This is a genomic window from Mesorhizobium sp. P160187 (assembly GCF_057766425.1).
In genome coordinates this window covers 785,184-805,276 of sequence record NZ_JBYMDX010000005.1, presented here as the reverse complement: position 1 = coordinate 805,276, position 20,093 = coordinate 785,184, and the positions used below count along the sequence as shown (strand labels likewise).

The 20,093-nt window shown below is 63.5% G+C and carries 21 protein-coding genes and 1 pseudogene; 8 read left to right on the top strand and 14 right to left on the bottom strand.

Annotation, left to right across the window (positions count from 1 at the left end; genetic code table 11):
• The first annotated feature begins 23 nt into the window (after nucleotides 1–23).
• Entirely contained in the window at nucleotides 24–704 is a 681-nt protein-coding gene (locus AC3CCE_RS28585) for a lysozyme inhibitor LprI family protein (RefSeq protein WP_352512288.1), read from the top strand.
• Between the two features lie 97 nt (nucleotides 705–801).
• The gene (locus AC3CCE_RS28580; protein ID WP_352512290.1) at nucleotides 802–1,674 is read left to right on the top strand and encodes an SMP-30/gluconolactonase/LRE family protein; all 873 of its coding nucleotides are present in this window, start codon (nucleotides 802–804) and stop codon (nucleotides 1,672–1,674) included.
• Here AC3CCE_RS28580 and AC3CCE_RS28575 read toward each other — a convergent pair.
• The 4 genes and pseudogenes from AC3CCE_RS28575 to AC3CCE_RS28560 form a co-directional block, all read right to left on the bottom strand.
• Nucleotides 1,653–1,988, bottom strand: a pseudogene (locus AC3CCE_RS28575) (antibiotic biosynthesis monooxygenase family protein). The gene AC3CCE_RS28580 and the pseudogene AC3CCE_RS28575 overlap by 22 nt on opposite strands.
• Before the next feature lie 284 nt (nucleotides 1,989–2,272).
• The gene (locus tag AC3CCE_RS28570) at nucleotides 2,273–4,153 is read right to left on the bottom strand and encodes an ABCB family ABC transporter ATP-binding protein/permease (protein WP_352625988.1); all 1,881 of its coding nucleotides are present in this window, start codon (nucleotides 4,151–4,153) and stop codon (nucleotides 2,273–2,275) included.
• 24 nt (nucleotides 4,154–4,177) lie between these two features.
• Complete coding sequence (locus AC3CCE_RS28565; RefSeq protein WP_352459640.1) at nucleotides 4,178–4,513, bottom strand: ArsR/SmtB family transcription factor; 336 nt, start codon at nucleotides 4,511–4,513, stop codon at nucleotides 4,178–4,180.
• A 230-nt stretch (nucleotides 4,514–4,743) separates the two neighbouring features.
• Entirely contained in the window at nucleotides 4,744–6,420 is a 1,677-nt protein-coding gene (locus AC3CCE_RS28560; RefSeq protein WP_352625987.1) for a LysM peptidoglycan-binding domain-containing protein, read from the bottom strand.
• A 125-nt stretch (nucleotides 6,421–6,545) separates the two neighbouring features.
• Here AC3CCE_RS28560 and AC3CCE_RS28555 point away from each other — a divergent pair, with 125 nt between their 5' ends.
• The 4 genes from AC3CCE_RS28555 to AC3CCE_RS28540 all read left to right on the top strand — a co-directional run bounded on the left by AC3CCE_RS28555 (nucleotide 6,546) and on the right by AC3CCE_RS28540 (nucleotide 9,996).
• The gene (locus tag AC3CCE_RS28555) at nucleotides 6,546–7,157 is read left to right on the top strand and encodes an LOG family protein (protein WP_023673582.1); all 612 of its coding nucleotides are present in this window, start codon (nucleotides 6,546–6,548) and stop codon (nucleotides 7,155–7,157) included.
• A complete protein-coding gene (locus AC3CCE_RS28550) occupies nucleotides 7,144–7,419 on the top strand; it encodes a hypothetical protein (protein WP_023727585.1) in 276 nt (91 codons plus the stop codon). Before AC3CCE_RS28555 ends, AC3CCE_RS28550 begins: the two co-directional genes overlap by 14 nt.
• Nucleotides 7,420–7,540: 121 nt before the next feature.
• A complete protein-coding gene (locus tag AC3CCE_RS28545; protein WP_352625986.1) occupies nucleotides 7,541–8,845 on the top strand; it encodes a sulfotransferase family protein in 1,305 nt (434 codons plus the stop codon).
• A gap of 158 nt (nucleotides 8,846–9,003) precedes the next feature.
• The gene (locus AC3CCE_RS28540) at nucleotides 9,004–9,996 is read left to right on the top strand and encodes a transporter (protein WP_023824154.1); all 993 of its coding nucleotides are present in this window, start codon (nucleotides 9,004–9,006) and stop codon (nucleotides 9,994–9,996) included.
• Between the two features lie 66 nt (nucleotides 9,997–10,062).
• Here the strand turns inward: AC3CCE_RS28540 and AC3CCE_RS28535 are convergent, their stop codons facing one another.
• The 9 genes from AC3CCE_RS28535 to cysS form a co-directional block, all read right to left on the bottom strand.
• Entirely contained in the window at nucleotides 10,063–10,749 is a 687-nt protein-coding gene (locus AC3CCE_RS28535) for a glutathione S-transferase family protein (protein WP_023673578.1), read from the bottom strand.
• A gap of 11 nt (nucleotides 10,750–10,760) precedes the next feature.
• The gene (gene rarD / locus AC3CCE_RS28530) at nucleotides 10,761–11,690 is read right to left on the bottom strand and encodes an EamA family transporter RarD (RefSeq protein WP_023824155.1); all 930 of its coding nucleotides are present in this window, start codon (nucleotides 11,688–11,690) and stop codon (nucleotides 10,761–10,763) included.
• A 138-nt stretch (nucleotides 11,691–11,828) separates the two neighbouring features.
• On the bottom strand, nucleotides 11,829–13,445 hold the full coding sequence (cimA, locus tag AC3CCE_RS28525) for a citramalate synthase (protein ID WP_023709768.1): 1,617 nt from the start codon (nucleotides 13,443–13,445) through the stop codon (nucleotides 11,829–11,831).
• 187 nt (nucleotides 13,446–13,632) lie between these two features.
• The gene (gene pip, locus AC3CCE_RS28520; RefSeq protein WP_023824156.1) at nucleotides 13,633–14,589 is read right to left on the bottom strand and encodes a prolyl aminopeptidase; all 957 of its coding nucleotides are present in this window, start codon (nucleotides 14,587–14,589) and stop codon (nucleotides 13,633–13,635) included.
• Nucleotides 14,590–14,597: 8 nt separating this feature from the next.
• Entirely contained in the window at nucleotides 14,598–15,074 is a 477-nt protein-coding gene (locus tag AC3CCE_RS28515; RefSeq protein ID WP_023684470.1) for a GFA family protein, read from the bottom strand.
• Nucleotides 15,071–15,577, bottom strand: a complete 507-nt coding sequence (locus AC3CCE_RS28510; protein WP_023705379.1) for a GFA family protein — start codon at nucleotides 15,575–15,577, stop codon at nucleotides 15,071–15,073. The genes AC3CCE_RS28515 and AC3CCE_RS28510 overlap by 4 nt, the downstream gene beginning before the upstream one ends.
• A gap of 22 nt (nucleotides 15,578–15,599) precedes the next feature.
• On the bottom strand, nucleotides 15,600–15,986 hold the full coding sequence (locus AC3CCE_RS28505; RefSeq protein ID WP_023673572.1) for a VOC family protein: 387 nt from the start codon (nucleotides 15,984–15,986) through the stop codon (nucleotides 15,600–15,602).
• Nucleotides 15,983–16,387, bottom strand: coding sequence for an endonuclease domain-containing protein (locus tag AC3CCE_RS28500; protein ID WP_023673571.1), 405 nt, complete (start codon nucleotides 16,385–16,387; stop codon nucleotides 15,983–15,985). Before AC3CCE_RS28500 ends, AC3CCE_RS28505 begins: the two co-directional genes overlap by 4 nt.
• A gap of 283 nt (nucleotides 16,388–16,670) precedes the next feature.
• Nucleotides 16,671–18,104, bottom strand: coding sequence for a cysteine--tRNA ligase (gene cysS / locus AC3CCE_RS28495; RefSeq protein ID WP_023673570.1), 1,434 nt, complete (start codon nucleotides 18,102–18,104; stop codon nucleotides 16,671–16,673).
• Nucleotides 18,105–18,494: 390 nt separating this feature from the next.
• Here cysS and AC3CCE_RS28490 point away from each other — a divergent pair, with 390 nt between their 5' ends.
• The gene (locus AC3CCE_RS28490; protein ID WP_023673568.1) at nucleotides 18,495–18,650 is read left to right on the top strand and encodes a hypothetical protein; all 156 of its coding nucleotides are present in this window, start codon (nucleotides 18,495–18,497) and stop codon (nucleotides 18,648–18,650) included.
• A gap of 138 nt (nucleotides 18,651–18,788) precedes the next feature.
• Here AC3CCE_RS28490 and AC3CCE_RS28485 read toward each other — a convergent pair whose 3' ends face one another.
• Nucleotides 18,789–19,547, bottom strand: coding sequence for an SOS response-associated peptidase (locus tag AC3CCE_RS28485; RefSeq protein WP_023698664.1), 759 nt, complete (start codon nucleotides 19,545–19,547; stop codon nucleotides 18,789–18,791).
• 123 nt (nucleotides 19,548–19,670) lie between these two features.
• Here AC3CCE_RS28485 and AC3CCE_RS28480 point away from each other — a divergent pair, with 123 nt between their 5' ends.
• On the top strand, nucleotides 19,671–20,078 hold the full coding sequence (locus AC3CCE_RS28480; RefSeq protein WP_023698665.1) for an NUDIX hydrolase: 408 nt from the start codon (nucleotides 19,671–19,673) through the stop codon (nucleotides 20,076–20,078).
• The last annotated feature ends 15 nt before the right edge of the window (nucleotides 20,079–20,093 follow it).

The window sequence follows — 20,093 nt, the reverse complement described above, 5'->3', positions numbered from 1 at the left end:
GATCGTCAGCCGTGGGTGCCGTTTTGACCGTACTTGTGGCAGCGAGCGACCACGCAGTTGCGCAAGGCAAGCCATCCTTCGACTGCGCCAAGGCCGCCAGCGTGGCGGAAAAGGCCATTTGCGCCGATCCGGTCCTGGCGCAAGCCGATGCCGACCTCGCGAAGAATTATGCCGCGCTGCTGAAGAGGCTCGATGCTCATGCCGGCAAGGCGCTGCGGGACGACCAAAGCGATTTCATCGCCTATCGCGATCAGATCGCCGGTTTCAACGAGAACACGCCCAAGGACCAGCAGACTTTCGATCTCGGCGAATTCCTGCGCGACCGCGCAACCTTCCTGTCCGGCATACGCAAGCCCCCCGATGCAGGTTTGATCGGCACATGGAGCAGCGTGCGCGGCAGCGTCGACATCAAGGCTGTTGGCGGAGGCAAGGTCGAAATCTCGGAAGATGTCGTTTCCAATCCAGTCTCGGGAAGTGGGTCATGCGAGATCGACGGCACGGTCGAGGAGCGCAACACTCTGCGGCTGGTCGACCGTGCCGTCGACAACGACAACCCAACCGGTTTTGTCTTTACCTTCCGACGCGACGGCGATGCGCTTGTCGTCGAGCAGAGCGGCGCCGGCAAGGATGGCAGATCGGAGCCCCTGTCATGCGGTGCCAACGGCCATGCCGATGGCACGTTCTTCCTGACGGAGAAAAAGTAGGCTTGCTGTCGGCAAAACCACCCCTCACCCGTCCTTGGTGAGACGGCGATCATGGTTCCTTGCCATGATTGCGCACCCAACAAGGAGTTACCCCAAAATGCTGAACCAGACGCGTCTCGTTGCCGCCGGCCTCGCGTTCGGGGAGTCGCCGCGCTGGCATGACGGACGGCTGTGGCTCTGCAATTGGGGCACCGGCGAGATCGTCGCCGTCGATGCAGACGGCGACAGCGAGATCCTGCTCAAGATACCAGCCACCCTGCCCTATTCCATCGACTGGCTGCCGGATGGCCGATTGCTGATCGTCTCGGGTCGGGATGGCTTGTTGCTGCGACAGGAGGCGGATGGCACGCTCGCCACCCATGCCGATTTGAGAGAACTGTCAAACAGCCCGTGGAACGAGATCGTCGTCGACGGGCGCGGCAACATCTATGTCAATGGCGGCGGGTCGGCGCCTGCACCGGGCGAGCATTTCGGGCCCGGCACCATCGTGCTGATCACGCCGGACGGCTCGGTTCGACAAGTGGCCGAGAACATCGCTTTCGCCAACGGCATGGCGGTGACGCCGGACAACAGGACACTGATCGTGGCGGAGTCGCATGCCAACCGGCTGACCGCCTTCGATATCGCGGAGGATGGCGGGCTTTCCAACCGCCGGGTCTGGGCCGATCTCGATGGCTTTCCCGACGGCATCTGCCTCGATGCCGAAGGGGCTGCCTGGTACGCGGATGTTCCCAACAAGCGCTGCGTGCGGGTGCGCGAAGGTGGCGAGGTGTTGCAGACAGTCGATGCCGATCGCGGCTGCTTTGCCTGCATGCTGGGCGGGCCGGATGGCACGACACTGTTCATCGTCGCCGCCGAATGGCGTGGTTTCGAGAACATGATCAGCGATGCCCGCACTGGCCAGGTGCTGAGCGTCGAAGCGCCCGCACATGGCGTCGGCTGGCCGTCTTACATCTCGGGTAGACGCTGATAGTTGGCGATATCGGCCTTCACACCCAGCCGGGCAATGGTCTCCTGCGGGTTGAAGCCCGCCCGCTCATGGGCTGCCTTGACGATCGGCACGACATTGTCGACGGCCGCCTGGTTTTCCCATTCGACAATGGTGACCAGGTTGAACTCGCCCGGGCCCGAAAATTGCTCGAGCACGAAATCCTAGACGAAGCCTTGCTGCAGACGCAGCAATTCATGAGTCGCCCTGACCTTGCGAAGGATTTCTTCACGGGCCTCGGCAGGAACGACGAATTTGTCGACCCTGAACACGGCTGCCTCGGCAAGTTTATCCATTTGAATCTGTCTCCGTTCTTGAACGACTTGGGTTCGGTGGCTCAGGAAAGGGTTTGCGATCTCAACTTAGGTTGAGGTCAAGGGGAAATTTTCGGTGGTGATGATGGCGACGACGCTGCATATCTCCCCCCTTGAGGGGGAGATGGCCGGCAGGCCAGAGGGGGTCGGTCGACTGGATGCGCCCCCCTTGCGACCGATGAAGGTTAGCGCTCCACGCGCGGTGACCCCCTCTGTCGCCTTCGGCGACATCTCCCCCTCAAGGGGGGAGATCGGCGCTCCGCCGCCTAGCTCACCTCCGAAGTCCGCCTGCGCACAACCACACCCAGCTCATCGCTCTCGCGTGCAACTCGAAGCCTCTCTTCGGCTTCTGTCGCTTCGCGCTGGCGGTCCCACATCGACGCGTAGAGGCCATGCTTTTGCATCAGCTCGGCATGGGTGCCGCGTTCGGCGATCTCGCCGTCCTTGAGTACGATGATCTCGTCGGCCGTGATCACCGTCGATAGGCGATGGGCAATGACGATGGTGGTGCGGCCCTTGCTGACCAGGTCGAGGGCGGCCTGGATCTCCTGTTCGGTGTGGCTGTCCAGCGCCGAGGTCGCCTCGTCGAGCATCAGGATCGGCGGCGCCTTCAGGATGGTGCGGGCGATCGCCACGCGCTGCTTTTCGCCGCCCGACAGTTTTAGCCCGCGCTCGCCGACCATCGAGCGGTAGCCTTCGGGCAGTCGTTCGATGAACGGGCCGATCTGGGCAAGCTCGGCGGCTTTCTGCATGTCTTCCTCGCTGGCGCCGATGCGGCCGTAACGGATGTTGTAGGCGATGGTGTCGTTGAACAGCACGGTGTCCTGCGGCACCATTCCGATGGCGCCGCGCAGGCTCGCCTGCGTCACATCACGGACATCCTGGCCGTCGATCAGCACCTGACCGCCCTGGACGTCGTAGAAGCGGAACAAGAGCCGCGAAATCGTCGACTTGCCGGCGCCGGACGGGCCCACGATGGCCACCGTCTTGCCGGCCGGAACCTCGAAGGAGACGCCCTTCAGAATCTTGCGGCTGGGGTCGTAGGCGAAGTGCACGTCGCGGAACTCGACCTTGCCGGCTGTAACAGTGAGCGGCTTGGCATCCGGCTTGTCGGTGATTTCCTGCGGCACATCGAGCAGGTCGAACATCTGCTCAATGTCGGTCAGCCCCTGGCGGATTTCGCGGTAGATGAAGCCGATGAAATTGAGCGGCACCGAAAGCTGCATCAGCATGGCGTTGATGAAGACGAAATCGCCGACCGTCTGCGTGCCGGCCTGCACCTCCAGCGCCGACATGCACATGACGATGACGGTGCCGAGACCGAAGATGATGCCCTGGCCGAAATTCAGCCAGCCGAGCGAGGTCCATATCCTGGTCGCCGCCATTTCATAGCGCGCCATCGAACGGTCGAAGCGCTCAGCCTCCATACCCTCGTTGTTGAAGTATTTGACCGTCTCGTAGTTGAGCAGGGAGTCGATCGCCTTGGTGTTGGCGTCGGTGTCGCTGTCGTTCATGTCGCGGCGGATCGAGATCCGCCAGTCGCTGGCGCGAACCGTGAACCAGACGTAGAGCCACACCGTGGCTGCCACCACGACCACATATTTCCAGCCATAAGTGTAGGCGAAGATACCGGTGGTCAGCGCGAATTCGAGGATGGTCGGCGCCGTGTTCAGCATGATGAAGCGCACGATCGTCTCGATGCCCTTGGTGCCGCGCTCGATGATGCGCGACAGGCCGCCGGTGCGGCGCTCGAGGTGGAAGCGCAGCGACAGCTGGTGCATGTGAACGAAGGTGCGGAAGGCGAGCTGGCGCACCGCATATTGGCCAACGCGGGCAAACAGCGCGTCGCGCAGCTGGTTGAAGCCAAGCTGCACCAGCCGCACGACATTGTAGGCGACGACCAGCATCACCGGCGCCAGCAGGAAGGATGGCAGCGGCGGCGGCGATTTGGCGTCGCCGGCTAGGGCATCCGTCGCCCATTTGAAGAAATAGGGCCCGGCAACCAGCGTCAGCTTGGCAACAACCAGAAGCAGCGTCGCCCAGGTGACGCGTGCCCTGAGATCGGGGCGGTCGGCCGGCCACATATAGGGCCACAGATTGCGCAAGGTGCCGAAGGTCGAGCTATCGGAAACGGTTTTTTCTGCCACTTGTCTTGCCTTTGGGGTGAGAGGTCAGCGGCCGGAGCAGCAGGAATTGACGAGTGCGGTCAGCGATGCGGAAACGTCGGCGAGCGCGGCGCGGTCGACTTCGTAGCGCGAGCGCTGACGGTCGGATTGGAAGCGGACCAGCCCGGCTTCGACCAGGATCTTCAGATGCTGGGACACGGTGGACTGCGCCAGATCGAGATGATCGACCACCTCGCGGCAGCAGCAGGAATTGCTGGCCGAGAGATGTCTAAGGATCTCGATGCGCGCCGGATGCGAGAGTGCCGCGAAGCGGGCGGCAACGGCGCGGCTTTGGGGCGGTGCGCAGTTTGCGTGGTCTGGTTCAGCGAGCGAGTCTGCCATCGTTCATCGGCGATAGACGATGAACGGGTGCGTGGCAAGCTAACCCGATGGGTAGAGCGACCTAATCTCCCCCCTCGAGAGGGAGATGTCGCCGAAGGCGACAGAGGGGGTCGGTACGTCCTGACGCAACGTCGTTTGCAGCAAAGAGAAGGTCGGCGTTCTATGCGCGGCGACCCCCTCTGGCCTGCCGGCCATCTCCCCCTCAAGGGGGGAGATCAAGCGCTCGGCCGCTACTGCGTCTTCACCGGCGCCGTTGTCACCTGCTCGCCCATCGCCTTGAGGTCGGCGGCTTCGCCTTCCTTGGACTTTTCCGGAACCTTGAACACCTGCCCGGGCCAGATGCGGTCGGGATCGCTGATCTGGTCCTGGTTGGCGAGATAGATGGTCGAGAAGCGCACGCCGTGACCGTAGACGCGCCGCGAGATCCGCCACAGGGTGTCGTGTCTGCGGATGATCACCGCGCCGTCGGCATGTTCAAGCTTTGGCGCCACCGTCTCTGGCACATCGGGCGTTGCCGCCGCGACGACGGCTGGAACCTCAGCGGCAGGCGCTGCCGGTGCCGCAGGTGCCCCGGCAACCGCCGGGGCAGCCGGAGCCGGCGCTTCAGCGGCTGGTGCGGACGCGGCAGCAGCTGGTGCGGGCTTCGCAGGGGCAGCCGCGATAGTGGCTGGCGCCGCAGGCTTCGGAGCGGCCGGTGCTTCGGCAGCAGCCGGTGCGGCCGGCTCAGCAGGCTTTGCTTCGGCGGGCTTGGTCTCGGTGGGCTTGGCCTCCGCGGGCGCCACGGCGGCGATCGCTTCGCCGGGTTCGCGCTCGAACGGCACGGCGGCGCGGGCCACGACCTTCACGCCGTCGGCGTCGAGACCGTCGACATGGATGGTGTAGCTGCCGACCGGGATGTCGCGCGTCGCCTCGACCAGGAAATGACCGTCGGGCGAGGTCACCGCATCACCAAGCAGGATATCGTTGGCATAGGCGCGCACCTTGCGGCCGGCGTCAGCCAGACCGGCGACGAAGATCTTGTTGCCGTCGATCTCGACCGCCTCGACGACGATCTTGGGTGCAGCCACGCCTGCCGCCGGCGGCGCTGCAGGTACTGCTGGCGCTGCAGGGGCAGTTGCGGCTTCCACAGCCGGAGCAGCAGGTGCTGTTTCAGCGGCCACGGCAGGCGCAGCCGTAGCAGGCGCCTCAGCGGCTGGGGCAGCGGCCTGATCGCCGGCGGCCGGTGCCGCGGGCTTGGTCTCAGGCGCCGGGACGCTAAGCAGCTCGGCCGGCTTGCCGGGTTCCTCGACCATCGCCAGCACCTGGCCGGCGGCGTCCTTGGGAACCGAAACGACGGCGGTCTGCACGGAAGGGGTAACCACATCGCCGGCCGTCGCGCGCAACGCAATCGTATAGTCGCCGGGCTTCAGCGGATCGTCGAGAACGATGACGAAGGCGCCGTCCGGACCGGCGACAGTCGAGCCAAGCACCGAGGAGCCGTTGAGGATCTCGATCTTCGAATTGGGCGCAGCATTGCCGGCAACGACGATCGAGCCGTTGCTTTCGACGCGCACGACGTCGAAGCTCGGCGCAACCGGGCCGGCCGCGGCCGGCGCTGGGGTTGTTGGGGCAGCAGCGGGCGCGGCAGGTGCCGCCGGAGCCGCAGCTTCGGTCGCGGGAGCCGTTGCGTCGGCAGGCGCGGGTGCTGCGGGAGCCTTGGCATCGGTGGGCGCGGCGGGCGCCGGCGGCAGCCTTCCCTCGGTCCCCGGATCGGCCAGCTTTTCAGCCGGCGGCGTCAGCGATGCAATCGCCGCAGGCGGCGTGGGATTCAGATACGGGTCGAGTGCGCCCGATACATAGGCGGTTCCGACGACCGCGACGGTCCCACCGGCCGCGAACAGAAACGCCTTCAATGGATTACCAGCCATATTTCCCCTACCCCTTAGCCACCTGAAGCCGGTCTAGCGTGTTTTGCCGGCACCGACAAGAAAAAGCCCGGGCTTGTCAGCCCTTGGGGCTTGACCCCGCATTCAGACCCAATCACCAATCACGAATGAACACGATTCGATCCGTCTGCGTCTATTGCGGCTCGTCTCCGGGCCGCGATGAAATCTATGCCAAGGCCGGGCACCTGCTTGGCCGCTCGCTCGCCAAAGCCGGCCTGCGGCTGGTCTATGGCGGCGGCACCAAAGGCATTATGGGCGCAGTCGCCGAAGGCGCGCTCAAGGCCGGCGGCAAGGTAACGGGCATCATTCCGCGCTTCCTCATCAACAAGGAGGCGACCGAAACCGCGCTTGACCGGCTCGACGAGTTGCTGATCACCGACAACATGCACGAGCGCAAGCACAAGATGTTCGAGAAATCCGACGCCTTTGTGGCGCTGCCCGGCGGCATCGGCACGGTCGAGGAAATCGTCGAGATCATGACCTGGGGCCAGCTCGGCCATCACCGCAAGCCGATCGTCTTCGCCAACGTTCAAGGATTCTGGGATCCGATGCTGGCGCTGCTCGACCATATGGCCAGCGAAGGCTTCATCCACACCGCGCAACGGGTCAAGCCGCTGGTGGTCGAAGACCCCGAGGCCATCGTCGCCGCCATCATGGTGGCGGGGTCGTCGGTCGATGCGCCGACGGAAGGCGTGCAGTCTGTAATTGACAAGATGTGAGGACGAAGCCGGCCTTGGCGCAGGCGGCCAGGAATTGAGCCCGGTTGGTGTCGTCGGCCTGGCGCACCAACTGCGCCGCGTCGTGCTGGCGCTCAAGGCTGCCGGCTACGAAACACTGGGCAACACCTGGATCGGCGACAGCAACAAGGCCAGCCTGGCCCAGAAGCAGAAGTCCAATGCGAAGCCACTGATCGACTGCATCTGCTTGGCAAGGATCTGTAGCGTTGGGGCAGCTGACTTCGATCTGTCCAGCTTTTCTTGAGCTCCGTCTTGTGCGCAATGTAAGCACGTTGGCGACGATTTCCATTTGCAGCCCGCTTCGCAGTTGGTTATCGGAGAACATTGGGCGGGAACGGAAATTTGGAGAGCGAGACAAAGGGGAGATGAATCCGCGCGAGCGATTGACGGCCGCGAAGGGCGAGATCGCGTCGGAACCAAGGACGGCGATCCTGGTCCTCGGAATGCACCGCAGCGGCACCTCGGCGCTCGGCGCCCTCGTCGCCGCGCATGGAGCCACGCCGCCGAAACATCTGCTGCCCGGGAGCCTCCACAATCCCAAGGGACATTGGGAAAGTACCCCACTCACCATCGCCGACGACCACCTGCTCACGGCGGCGGCCTCCTCCTGGCAAGATTGGCTGCCGCTAGATCGGCAGTGGCTGCAGTCGCCGGCAGCCGAGCGATTTCGGCCCATGATGACGGCGATCATTGCCAGCGAGTTCGGCGATGCCCCCCTGTTTTTCGTCAAGGATCCGCGGATCTGCCGGTTCCTTCCCTTCATAGCCTCGATCCTGGCCGATCTCAGGATTGACCCGATCGCATTTCTGCCTGTTCGCAACCCGCTCGAAGTCGCCTGTTCGCTGCAGGAACGGGATCAAATGGCACTGCCGACAGCGTTCATGCTGTGGCTCAGGCACGTGCTCGAAGCGGAGCATCATTCGCGACACATGCCGCGCTGTATCCTGCGCCACGAAGACCTGTTGAGCGACTGGCGACATCAGATGGACCGCGCGGCCAGGGAGACCGGAATCGTCTGGCCTGTCACGTCCGATCACGCCGACGCCGCAATCGCCGAGTTCCTGGACAAGGATCTGCATCATCAGCGGGCCTCGGTCGCTGATCTGCAAAACCATCCGGATGCCACGCCGTTAGTCCGCAGTGCCTATGCCATTTTGCGCAGTATGGCGTCTGAAGGCGACAGCCAGGACTTGCGCGACCAGCTCGACAGGGTGCGGGCGACGTTCGATGAGAGCTGCGATGTGGTTGGCAAGGCCGTTGCCGCAGGGAACCTGGCCGCTAAACGGCTACACGGCGAACTGGAAAAGGGCATCGTCGAGCGTGACGCCCTCGCTGACGCCCAACAGGCCCTCATCCGAGACCGAGACAGCTTCATGGCGGAGCGTGACGCGCTTGCTCACGCCCAGCAGGACCTCATCCAAGCCCGAGACAGCTTCATGGCGGAGCGTGATGCGCTTGCTCACGCCCAGCAGGACCTCATCCAAGCCCGAGACAGCTTCATGGCGGAGCGTGACGCGCTCGCCCTGGCCCAAGACGGCCTCGTAGCCGAGCGTAGCGCGCTGGCCAGGATCCGAGACGACCTGGTGGCGGAGCGCGATGCGGCGCTTGCGTCACGCGGCTGGCGATTGACCGGACCGTTGCGATGGGTGAGCTCCATTCGTCGGCGATAGCAGCAAACACTCTAAACGCTGCTCGACAAACTGTGATCGCCTGTCAAGAAACCGTCACACGGAACCCGCCTCACTCGTGTTACGAAGGACGGGTCGGCATCCGCGCGTCGGCATAGTCGAAATCTGAACCTGGTCGAAATTTCTTGGCGAGGCGAGCCGTGAACATTGCTCTCAACACGGAAGGCCTGTCGCCTTGCCTGCCCGACGAGCACGGGCTGTTCTTCATCTACCATTTCACCGCCGAGGGCCTGCGCACCAAGGACGCGGCCGAGGTTGCATGGACATGGCGCAGCTACCAGCTGTCCGACCTGCGCGCCCGTCATGAGATCGCCGCCGAGCAGGCTCTGCCCGGGCCGGTTCGCGAAGCTTTCCTCGGCGCCAGCCAGGGTTGCCACATCGATCTCGAGGATGCCTGGCTTTATGGCGACCTGCCGGATCTGCGCCACGACTATTCGGCGGAAGCGCGCGGGCTCGGCCATTTCCGTTTTGCGCTCAACGATAACACGCTGATCGGCGCGCGCAAGCAGCCACTGGAATCGGTCGATCTCATCCGCAAGGCGGTGGAGAGCGGCTCGCGCAAATTCCGCTCCCCCGCCGACCTGGTCGAAGCGGTCATGGGCCAGTCGCTCGACGGCATGGCGGCCGAGCTCCACGGTCTTGGCGATACGCTGGACGGCATCGAGGACCGTATCGTGCGCGATGCCTGGCACGGCGAGCGGCAGTCGCTGGTCGAGGCGCGCCGTCAACTGGTGGTCATCCACCGGCAGATGGCGACGCTCACAAACCTTTTTCGCCATCTCGACCATTCGCATCGCAATGAGCTGCCCGATCGGATCAATGACATGGCGACAAGGCTCTCGCACCGGGCACACACGCTCTATCACGACGGCGAGCAGTTGCAGGCACGCGCAAGGTTGCTGCAGGACGAGTTGATGGCCAAGCTGACAATGCAGTCCAACCAGCTGCTCTATGTGCTGTCGGTGATGACGGCGGTGCTGTTGCCGATGACCATCATATCAGGCCTGTTCGGCATGAATGTCGGTGGCCTGCCCATGGTCAATACGCCGATGGGCTTCTGGGTGGTCTCGGCGGTTTCGATCGTGATCGCCGCGGCGACCTACATGTTCGTAAGGCGGCTCGGGCGGACGTAACGCCCCGATCCCTTTGTTTTCACGCAATTCCCAAGGGAACGCGGCGCGCTTTTCCTGGAATGCCCATCACGCCGTAGCGCGAAGATCCTCGACGATGGTGCCGGCGGCAGCGACCTCCGCCTCATGGTCCGGCTCCCGCCAGGTCTCGGCGAGACCCGCCGCATACCATTCCTGCATGGCCGGCAGGCCAAGCAATTGCGGGGGATAGGCTGCAGCTGCCCCTTCGAAAGACAGCCCATAGGATAGCACACGGAACGCCACCGGAGCAAAGAAGGCGTCGACGGCGGTAAAATGGCCGCCGGCAAGGAACGGCCCGCCGAACAGGGCAAGGCCATCGTTCCAGAGATCGCCCAAACGGAACAGATCCTGCTTCAGCGCGTCCGACATCGGCAACGGTTTCACCCGCAAGCCGCAATTCATCGGGCATGCGCCGCGCAAGGCCGTGAAACCAGAATGCATTTCGGCGGCGGCCGAGCGCGCCCAGGCTCGCGCCTTGGCCTCGGCAGGCCACACACCATGGTGGCGCTCGGCGAGATACTCGGCAATAGCCAGCGAATCCCAGACAGCCCAGCCGTCATCCACCAGGCAAGGCACGCGCCCGCTGGGCGAGAACGCCCGGTAAAGATCGAAACTGGGCCCGGTCGGAAACGGCGTCAATTGCTCCTCGAACGGAATGTCGAGGGTGCGCATCAGCACCCATGGCCGCAGCGACCATGACGAATAGTTCTTGTTGGCGATATGCAGCACGTACATCGAAAGGCTCCCTACTTCGGGGCCAACGCCACCGGGCTGATTTCACGGCCACGAAACATCGACCAGGAATACATCGCCAATGCCGCCCAGATCAGCGCGAAGGCAATTGCTTGCGTGGTGCCGAACGGCTCGTCGAAAATCAGCACGGCGATCAGGAACACCATGGTCGGTGCGATGTACTGCATGATGCCGATGGTGGAGAGGCGCAGAAGCTTGGCGCCGAAGGCGAACAGAAGCAGCGGCACCGAGGTGACTGGGCCGCAGCCGATGAGCAAAGCCATATCGGTGCCGTTGCTGGAGATGAAATGGTCCTGGCCGTTGACGACCAGGAAGACGATGTAGGCAAGCGCCGGCACCGACAGCAAAAGCACTTCGAGCAGAAAGCCCTGGCTCGGGCCGATCGGCAGCGTCTTGCGGAAGAACCCATAGGCAGCGAAGGAAAACGCCAGCGCCAACGACACCCAAGGCAATTTGCCGGCATCGACGGTCAGAACGGCAACGGCGACCGCCGCCAGCAACACGGCCGCGATCTGCAGCCGGTCGAGCTTCTCGCCGAGCAACAACGCGCCGACGACGATGCTAACTAATGGGTTGATGTAGTATCCGAGCGCGGTCTCGACGGTGCGGTCGACCGAGATCGCCCAGACATAGATGGCCCAGTTGACGGAGATCAGGGTCGCCGTCAGCGCCGCCATGGCGATGCTGCGCGGCGAGCGGATCGCCGCCTTGAAATCGGCTGTGCGGCCGGCCCAGACCAGCACTGCAGCAGCAATCGGCACCGACCAGACGATGCGGTGGGCGATCACCTCGATCAGCGGCAGATGCGCAACCGCCTTCATGTAGAAGGGCAACAGCCCCCATAGCAGATAAGCGCCGAGCGCGAGGAGAAAGCCGCTACGGGCTTTGGAGTCGGCGTCGGGCTGGATCGTGTTGCTGGCCATGGCAAACGCTATGGCCCAGTGGGCCATCCAAAACCATCGCAAAATTATGATGGATCAATGGACTTCCGCTGATGGTTCAAGGGGCGCCGGCAGTTCCTCGCCCCACTTCGAGGGGCGAGGAACCCAAGTCCTGCAAGCTTACTCCGCCGCCACCAATCCCGCCATGTCGCGGTTCTTCATCAGCTTGTAGACGATCGAATCCATCAGCGCCTGGAAGGAGGCGTCGATGATGTTTTCCGAGACGCCGACCGTCCACCAGCGGGCGCCGGTGCCGTCATGCGATTCGATCAGGACGCGGGTGATCGCCTCGGTGCCGCCATTGAGGATACGCACCTTGAAATCGGCGAGCTCCATGTCGGCGATCTCGCTCTGGAATTTGCCGAGGTCCTTGCGCAACGCGATGTCGAGCGCGTTGACCGGGCCGTGGCCTTCGGCCACCGACATCTTCTCCTCGCCCTCGACCATCACCTTGACGATGGCTTCGGAGACCGTCTTCAACTGGCCGTTGGCATCGAAGCGGCGCTCGACCATGCAGCGGAACGAAGTGACGTTGAAGAACTCCGGCAGGCCGTGCAGCATTTTGCGCGCCAACAGCTCGAAGGAGGCATCGGCGCCCTCATAGGCGTAGCCCTCGGCCTCGCGCTCCTTGACCACCGAGATCAGCGCATCGAGACGATGGTCGTCTCTGGGCACATCGATGCCGCGCCGCTTCAGCTCGGCGAGGAAATTGGCCTTGCCGCCCTGGTCCGAAACCATAACGCGGCGGCGGTTGCCTACCGCCTCGGGCGGCACATGTTCATAGGTCGCCGGCTCCTTGGCCAGTGCGGAGGCATGGATGCCGGCCTTGGTGGCGAAGGCCGAGGCGCCGACATAGGGCGCCTGCGCTTCCGGAGCGCGGTTCAGCAATTCGTCGAAGGCGCGGGAAAGCCGGGATATCCCGGTCAGCGCCTCGGCCGAGATGCCGGTTTCAAACCGATCGGCGAAGGCCGGCTTCAGCGCCAGCGTCGGTACGATCGAGACCAGATTGGCGTTGCCGCAGCGCTCGCCGATGCCGTTCAGCGTGCCTTGGATCTGGCGCACGCCGGCCTCGACGGCGGCGAGCGAATTGGCCACCGCCTGGCCGGTGTCGTCATGGGCATGGATGCCGAGATGGCCGCCCGGAATACCTGAAACAATGACCTTGTCGACGATGGCGCGCACTTCCGAGGGCTGCGTGCCGCCATTGGTGTCGCACAACACCACCCAGCGCGCGCCGGCTTCATAGGCAGTCCTGGCGCAGGCCAGTGCGTAGTCCGGATTGGCCTTGAAGCCGTCGAAGAAATGCTCGCAATCGACCATCGCTTCCTTGCCCGCGGCGATTGCTGCTTCGACCGAAGCCTTGATGGAGTCGAGGTTTTCCTCATTGGTGCAGCCGAGCGCGACGCGGACATGATAGTCCCAGCTCTTGGCGACGAAGCAGATGGCGTCGGACTTGGACTGCACGAGCGCTGCCAGGCCCGGGTCGTTGGATGCCGACACGCCTGCCCGCTTGGTCATGCCGAAGGCGACGAACTTTGCCTTCGCCGTGCGCTTCTGCTGGAAGAAGGCGGTGTCGGTCGGATTGGCGCCGGGATAGCCGCCTTCGACATAGTCCATGCCGAACTCATCGAGCAGCTTGGCAATCGCGATCTTGTCCTCGACGGAAAAGTCGATGCCCGGCGTCTGCTGGCCATCGCGGAGGGTTGTGTCGAAGAGATAGAGGCGTTGTTTGGTCATTGTTCTGTTGGCGCGCGAGCACCCCCCTCTGGCCTGCCGGCCATCTCCCCCTCAAGGGGGAAGATCGGCAGCTTTAGCGTCGGATCGTTTCCTGCAGCGATGAAGATTTGCGAAAGCGCCGATGACAGCCAATCTCCCCCCTTGAGGGGGAGATGTCCGGCAGGACAGAGGGGGGTGCCACGCGCTGTCATTTCCTCGCAAACCCATCCGTCGCGCGTATCAGCCGATCCAGAATCCCCGGCTCCGAATAGGAATGGCCGGCGCCTTCAATGAGGTGGAAATCCGCCTTCGGCCAGGCCTTGTGCAGGGCCCAGGCATAGCGCGCCGGGCACGGCATGTCGTAGCGGCCGTGGACGATTGTGCCGGGAATATCCGCGAGCTTATGGGCATCGCGCAGAAGCTGCCCCTCCTCCAGCCAGCCGGCGTGGACGAAATAGTGGTTCTCGATGCGGGCAAAGGCGATGGCGAAGTGGTCCTCGCCGAACTTGTCGCTGGTCTCCGGCTCCGGTAGCAGCGTGATCGTCTCACCTTCCCACAGGCTCCAGGCAAGGGCGGCTTCCAGCTGCGCCTTGCCATCGGCGCCGACCAACCGCCTGCGGTAAGCGGCCATCATGTCGCCGCGCTCGGCTTCAGGAATTGGCGCCAGGAAACGCTCCCATTTGTCGGGGAACATCTCGGAGACGCCGAACTGATAGTACCATTCGAGCTCGGCCCGGGTCAGCGTGTAGATGCCGCGCACGACAAGCTCGCTGACGCGATTAGGATGCGTCTCGGCATAGGCCAGCGCCAGCGTCGAGCCCCACGAGCCGCCGAACACCAGCCATTTTTCGAAGCCGCACATCTCACGCAGCCGCTCGATGTCGGCAACCAGGTGCCAGGTGGTGTTGGCCTCGAGCGAGGCGTTGGGTGTCGATTTCCCGCAGCCGCGCTGGTCGAACAGGATGACGTCGTAAAGCTTCGGGTCGAACAATTGCCGATGTTTTGGCGAGAAGCCGCCGCCAGGACCGCCATGCAGGAACACGGCCGGCTTGGCGCCCCTGGTGCCGGAGCGCTCCCAATAGATATGATGGCCGTCGCCGACATCGAGCATGCCGGACTCGAAGGCCTCGATCTCGGGATAAAGAGTACGAAGTTCACTGTTCATTTCATTGCTCATATCTTCAGGCCGTGCGCGGGCCAGTCCGTGGTTTCGTGGTCGGGATGCTGGAACGAGATGATCTGCTCCTGGCGGGAGTAGAAATCCGGATCCTGATGCACGGGCTGGTCAAAGATCGTTTCCACCCAAGGCAATCGGACCGCGTAGTTGACCTGGATTTGCGGCGCCAGATCGGAGCGGTCGTCGAAGGCGCCGATGGCGATCTCCAGTGCGCCAGGTTGGCGATAGGTCAGCGGTGTACCGCAGCGGGCACAGAAGCCGCGATCGATGTTGACCGACGACTGGAAGTAGGTCGGCTCCTCGCGCACCCATTCGACGCCATCCTTGGGCACTGTCACCAGGGCGCCGAAAAACGACCCGAACTGTTTCTGGCACATGCGGCAATGGCAGATGGACGCCCGGCCGAGCTTGCCCTTGATGCGGAAACGCACGGCGCCGCACTGGCAGCCGCCGGTTCGAACTTCATCCGTCATGATTTTCCCTCTGGCGGCCGGTGTTCGGTGTCCCATTGGTCGGTGTCATGGTCGGGATGCTGGTAGGAGACGAGCTCGGCGAGATAAGGCGCCGACGACATGTCGGCCATAGTGTCCTCGGCCGGCAATTGCGGGATGGTATCGACATAGGGAAGTTTTGCCTCCGTGCCCCACTGGATCAGCGGCACGATATCAGCCGGATTGTCGAAGGCGCCAATGGCGAGGCCGATGCCGTCGGGCGCGGTAAAGGTCAGCGGCGTGCCGCAATTGGCGCAAAAGCCACGATCGACATGGCTGGACGAGGCGAAATATTTCGGTTCGCCGCGCGTCCAGTCGAGTTTGGCGCCACGCACCGAGACCAGGGGCGCGTAAAATGAGCCGAACGCCTTCTGGCACATGCGGCAATGGCAGATCGAGGCGTCACCCAGCGCACCCTCGACGCGAAAGCGCACCGCGCCGCACTGGCAGCCGCCGGTGTAGATCGGCCGGTTGTCGAGGCTCATGGCGTCTCACTCCGTTTCATAGTCATTCGGGCGCATGGCAGACGGCCTCGACATTGTTGCCGTCGGGATCCAAGACGAAGGCGCCGTAATAGTCCGGGTGATAATGCGGGCGCAGCCCCGGCCCGCCATTGTCCTTGCCGCCGGCGGCGAGCGCCGCGGCATGGAAGGCGTCGACCTCGGCGCGGCTGCGCGCGGTGAAGGCGACGTGCTGATGGGTCCTCGGCTTGTCATCGCTGGCCTGCAGCCAGAACACCGGCCGGTCGCGGCCATAGCCACCGACCTTGGCGCCGCCGGTATATTCCAGTGGCACCATGTAGATCAGCGAAGCGCCAAGCGGCGCTATCGCCTGGTCATAAAAGGCTTTCGACGCGTCGAAGTCGGCGACATTGATGCCGAGATGGTCGATCATGAAACAAGCTCCTCCCTTGCTGGCGCCGGCACGTCGGCGCCGGCCAAGCCGGCCCCGATGACGATGTGCTGGCAGGCATTGTCGATATCGCGGATGACGTCGTCGTTCCAGAAGCGCAGGATGGTCCAGCCACTGGCACTCAATTGAGCGCTGCGTGCCTTGTCGCGTTCTGCATCTTCTACGTCGGCATGCTGACTGCCATCAACCTCGACTACGAGGTGATGGGCCGAACAGGCGAAGTCGACAATGTAGGGTCCAATCGGTACCTGTCGGCGAAAGCTCATCCCCATCAGCCGGTGAGCCCGCAACTCATTCCACAGTTTCAGCTCGGCATCGGCCATGACGCGACGCATGGACTTTGCATTCTTGCGCTGACGCGATGGAACGAGGTCGTGACCCATGCTCAGGCCACTCCGCGCTGGCGATTAGCGAAAACCGAGGCGAGGGCTGATCTCCCCCCTTGCGGGGGAGATGTCCGGCAGGACAGAGGGGGGTGCTGTCCCGCCAGCGTCTCAACCGGCAGCCATTGCGTTCTCAGAAAATGGCCGAAATGAAAGTGGGCAAGAAGGAACGCTGGCGTTTCTTCGAACCCCCCTCTGTCCTGCCGGACATCTCCCCCGCAAGGGGGGAGATTGGCTGTCGCTGCCGCCTTCGCCAATCTTACAACGGTGTCTCGCGCCACCCTCACCGCTTCACCTCCCACGTCGTCACGCGTTCGTTGGTGACAGGATCCTTGCCGTCCTTCAGCTGCACGCCTTGCTCCAGAAGCTCGTCGCGGATGCGGTCGGCCTCGGCCCAGTTTTTCGCTGCGATCAGTTCCAAGCGCTTGGCGATCGCCTTGGCGATCGCTGCCTCGTCGACCTTGGCCGCGCCGATATCGAAGCCGAGGAACGACAGCGATGCCTTCAGCGATGCGGCCGCTTCGTTGCCCTCCGCGGCCTCACCGGCAAGCTGCGTGAGCTGCTGGAAGGCGGCATAGGTGGCGAGGTCGTCAGACAGCGCCGCCACAACCTCCGCCGGAACTTGCCCTGCCGACGGGGAGAGATCGGCGGCGCGCTTCCATTTGCGCAGCGTATTCTCGGCCTCTTCCAGCTTGCGTACGGAAAAATCGATCGGCTCGCGGTAATGCGTCATCAGCATCGCCAGCCGCAGCACCTCGCCCGGCCATTTGCGGCCGCCGAAAGTGTCGGTTTCCAGCAGTTCGGCGATGGCGTAGAAATTGCCGACGCTCTTCGACATTTTCTGGCCCTCGACCTGCAGGAAGCCGTTGTGCATCCAGACATTGGCCATGACGTCGGTGCCGTGGGCGCAACGCGACTGGGCGATCTCGTTCTCATGGTGCGGGAAGATCAGGTCGAGGCCGCCGCCATGGATGTCGAAGACGTCGCCGAGATAGGCGGCCGACATGGCCGAGCACTCGATATGCCAACCGGGCCGGCCCCTGCCCCATGGGCTGTCCCAGCCGGGCTCCTCCGGTGACGACAATTTCCACAGCACGAAATCCCCTGGGCTCCTCTTGTGAGCGTCGACGGCAATTCGCGCACCGGCCTGCTGTTCGTCGAGATTGCGCTTCGACAGCTCGCCATAATCCGGCATCGAGGCGGTGTCGAACAGCACTTCGCCGGCGGCGACATAGGCGTGGCCGCGTTCGATCAAACGTTCGATGAGGGTGATCATGTCAACCTTGCCGTCGGCGCGGCGCGCGACGAACTCGGTGGCGCGTGGCTCGACCGTGGGCGGCAAGCAGCCGAGTGCGGTGACATCCTTGTGGTACTGATCGGCGGTTTTTTCGGTGACGCGGCGGATCGCCTCGTTGAGCGTCAGGCTTCCCGACGCGATCTCGGCGCCGAAATCGCGCAGCGCGCGGGCGTTTATCTTGTCGTCGACATCTGTGATGTTGCGCACATACGTGACACCAGCCTCGCCATAGAGGTGACGCAGCAAACGGAACAGCACGTCGAAGACGATCGCCGGACGCGCATTGCCGATGTGGGCAAAGTCGTAGACGGTTGGGCCGCAGACATACATGCGCACATTCGACGGGTCGATCGGGAGGAACACGTCCTTCGTCCGCGTTAGCGTGTTGTAGAGGCTGAGACCCTTCGATGCGTCAGACATGCGTGCCCTTCCGGCCCGTTAAGTTCTGGATGGAGTCTAACCTGTGCCAAGGCACAAATCGGCTCCAGCCTGCTGGCCGGGGCGTTTGTCCACTCTGGGGAAAGATGAGGCGAAAACGTCCGGACCAGCGCGAAGCTAGCCAATAATGCAAATGCCACAAATGGCGGAAAACGTTTTCATCGGCGGCTTTATCGCCTTGGCCGGTGTTGCCGTCAAGTCGCAACTTCCGGCAAAAGCGTCGCTGGATCATAGGTCAGGAGCCGCTGAAACATTTTATTAAACATGTCGGCACAGTCATGAAACATTCGCCGGCTAGTCCACCATAGGTCACGATTCGGTCAGATTCGGCCGGCAAACGCAGACACGGAAATGTTACCAGGGAAGAGATCGATGTCACGAACCAAGCAGGAATCGAGCCGCGCCAAGCAACCGGCGCTCGCCAACCACTACCGTGCGATCGGCCCGGCCGCGATCGTCGCCGCCCTTCTCCATACCGCGAAGAATAAAAAGCCGGCGCCGAAAATCACTTCGCCCCGCGCTGCCTGAACAGGCATCGTGCCGGCCGCCGACAAGGCGTGCGCCGGAACGGAAGGCTGAGGCGCCCATAGCGCGCCTGAAAACAACAGCTCTTCCTATTGAGCAGGTTCTTCCCGAAGACCGGACCTGGCTTCTTGGGAGCGCGCTCTAAAACAGCGTCATCTGACTGTCGTCCGCGCCGGGCTTCTGGCGCCTGACCTTGCCGGGCTCGACGATGCCCATGTCCTGTATCTCCGGCCCGGTGTTGGCGACCTTGTTGACGAGGTCGGAGACCGGAATTGCCTCGAAGAAATCGGGCAGCGCGGGTTTGAGCAGGTCGGCCACATCGCGCGGCTCGAGCGTGCGGCAGTCCAGCCAGCGGGCAAAATCTTCAGGCGCGATCACCACCGGCATCCGGTCATGGATATGGGCGATGCCGGCATTGGCGTTGATGGTAAGAATGGCGCCGGTGTCCATTTCCGAACCGCCCGGCTCGGCATAGGTTTCAATCAGCCCGGCAAAGGCGATCAACCCGCCATGCCTCGGCCGTATCCAGTAGGGCTGGCCCTTCTTGCCGCTGCCGGATTGCTGCCACTCATAGAAGCCGGAGGCCGGCACCAAGGCACGGCGATGGCGCATGGCGGCTTTGAACGAGGCTTTTTCAATAGCGCCTTCCGAACGCGCGTTGATGAGCAACGGAAATTCCCTGGTGTCCTTGACCCAGGTGGGGATCAGCCCCCAGCGCACCAGCATCGCCTGGCGATCCGGGAAATTCGAGCCCGGCATGCGCGGCGGTCCCGACAGCGCCATCAGCACCGGCTGCGTCGGCGCGATGTTGTAGCGGGCCGGAAAATCGTCCAGCTCCGCCAGGCCGAGCAAGGCGGCGGTCTGGTCGGGCGTCGCGGTCAGGGCAAAGCGTCCGCACATTGGCAAGCTCGATGAATTGATCCGATCGCGAACGTGGCGATGGAACCGGCGCTGCGCAACCGCTAAAGCTGCTCGCTGCCAGCCGGTCCACAGGGTGGGCCTCACATAAGCGAATCGATATCGATGAACGAGCAGCGCAAGACACTTCCCGCAGTCTCGGTCGCCGTCGTGCGCGGCAGGACGGTGCTGCTGGTCAAACGGGCGCGGCCGCCGTCGCAGGGGCTTTATGCCTTTCCCGGCGGCAAGGTCGAGCCCGGCGAGACGCTGCAAGAAGCAGCAGTGCGCGAATTGCTGGAGGAAACCGGGCTGCGGGCGCAGGACTATCGTCCGCTTCGCGACATCCACATCGACGGCAGCGGCGAGAATCACCCGGTCGACTATCTGCTGACCGTGTTCGGCGCCGTTTATGCCGGCGGCGAAGCGACGGCCAGCGACGATGCCGAGACCGCCGCCTTCTATAGTCTTGATGAAATGGCGACGCTGCCGCTCGCGGGTGACGTCATGGAGGTGGCTGAAGAGCTTTTGGCCTGAAGCAGGCCCATATCT

Coding starts and splice junctions, on each gene's coding strand:
- AC3CCE_RS28580 (WP_352512290.1), top strand. CDS start 802: ATGCTGAACCAGACGCGTCTCGTTGCCGCCGGCCTCGCGTTCGGGGAG.
- AC3CCE_RS28565 (WP_352459640.1), bottom strand. CDS start 4,513: ATGGCAGACTCGCTCGCTGAACCAGACCACGCAAACTGCGCACCGCCC.
- AC3CCE_RS28560 (WP_352625987.1), bottom strand. CDS start 6,420: ATGGCTGGTAATCCATTGAAGGCGTTTCTGTTCGCGGCCGGTGGGACC.
- AC3CCE_RS28555 (WP_023673582.1), top strand. CDS start 6,546: ATGAACACGATTCGATCCGTCTGCGTCTATTGCGGCTCGTCTCCGGGC.
- AC3CCE_RS28545 (WP_352625986.1), top strand. CDS start 7,541: ATGAATCCGCGCGAGCGATTGACGGCCGCGAAGGGCGAGATCGCGTCG.
- AC3CCE_RS28535 (WP_023673578.1), bottom strand. CDS start 10,749: ATGTACGTGCTGCATATCGCCAACAAGAACTATTCGTCATGGTCGCTG.
- rarD (WP_023824155.1), bottom strand. CDS start 11,690: ATGGCCAGCAACACGATCCAGCCCGACGCCGACTCCAAAGCCCGTAGC.
- cimA (WP_023709768.1), bottom strand. CDS start 13,445: ATGACCAAACAACGCCTCTATCTCTTCGACACAACCCTCCGCGATGGC.
- pip (WP_023824156.1), bottom strand. CDS start 14,589: ATGAACAGTGAACTTCGTACTCTTTATCCCGAGATCGAGGCCTTCGAG.
- AC3CCE_RS28515 (WP_023684470.1), bottom strand. CDS start 15,074: ATGACGGATGAAGTTCGAACCGGCGGCTGCCAGTGCGGCGCCGTGCGT.
- AC3CCE_RS28510 (WP_023705379.1), bottom strand. CDS start 15,577: ATGAGCCTCGACAACCGGCCGATCTACACCGGCGGCTGCCAGTGCGGC.
- AC3CCE_RS28505 (WP_023673572.1), bottom strand. CDS start 15,986: ATGATCGACCATCTCGGCATCAATGTCGCCGACTTCGACGCGTCGAAA.
- AC3CCE_RS28500 (WP_023673571.1), bottom strand. CDS start 16,387: ATGGGTCACGACCTCGTTCCATCGCGTCAGCGCAAGAATGCAAAGTCC.
- cysS (WP_023673570.1), bottom strand. CDS start 18,104: ATGTCTGACGCATCGAAGGGTCTCAGCCTCTACAACACGCTAACGCGG.
- AC3CCE_RS28490 (WP_023673568.1), top strand. CDS start 18,495: ATGTCACGAACCAAGCAGGAATCGAGCCGCGCCAAGCAACCGGCGCTC.
- AC3CCE_RS28485 (WP_023698664.1), bottom strand. CDS start 19,547: ATGTGCGGACGCTTTGCCCTGACCGCGACGCCCGACCAGACCGCCGCC.
- AC3CCE_RS28480 (WP_023698665.1), top strand. CDS start 19,671: ATGAACGAGCAGCGCAAGACACTTCCCGCAGTCTCGGTCGCCGTCGTG.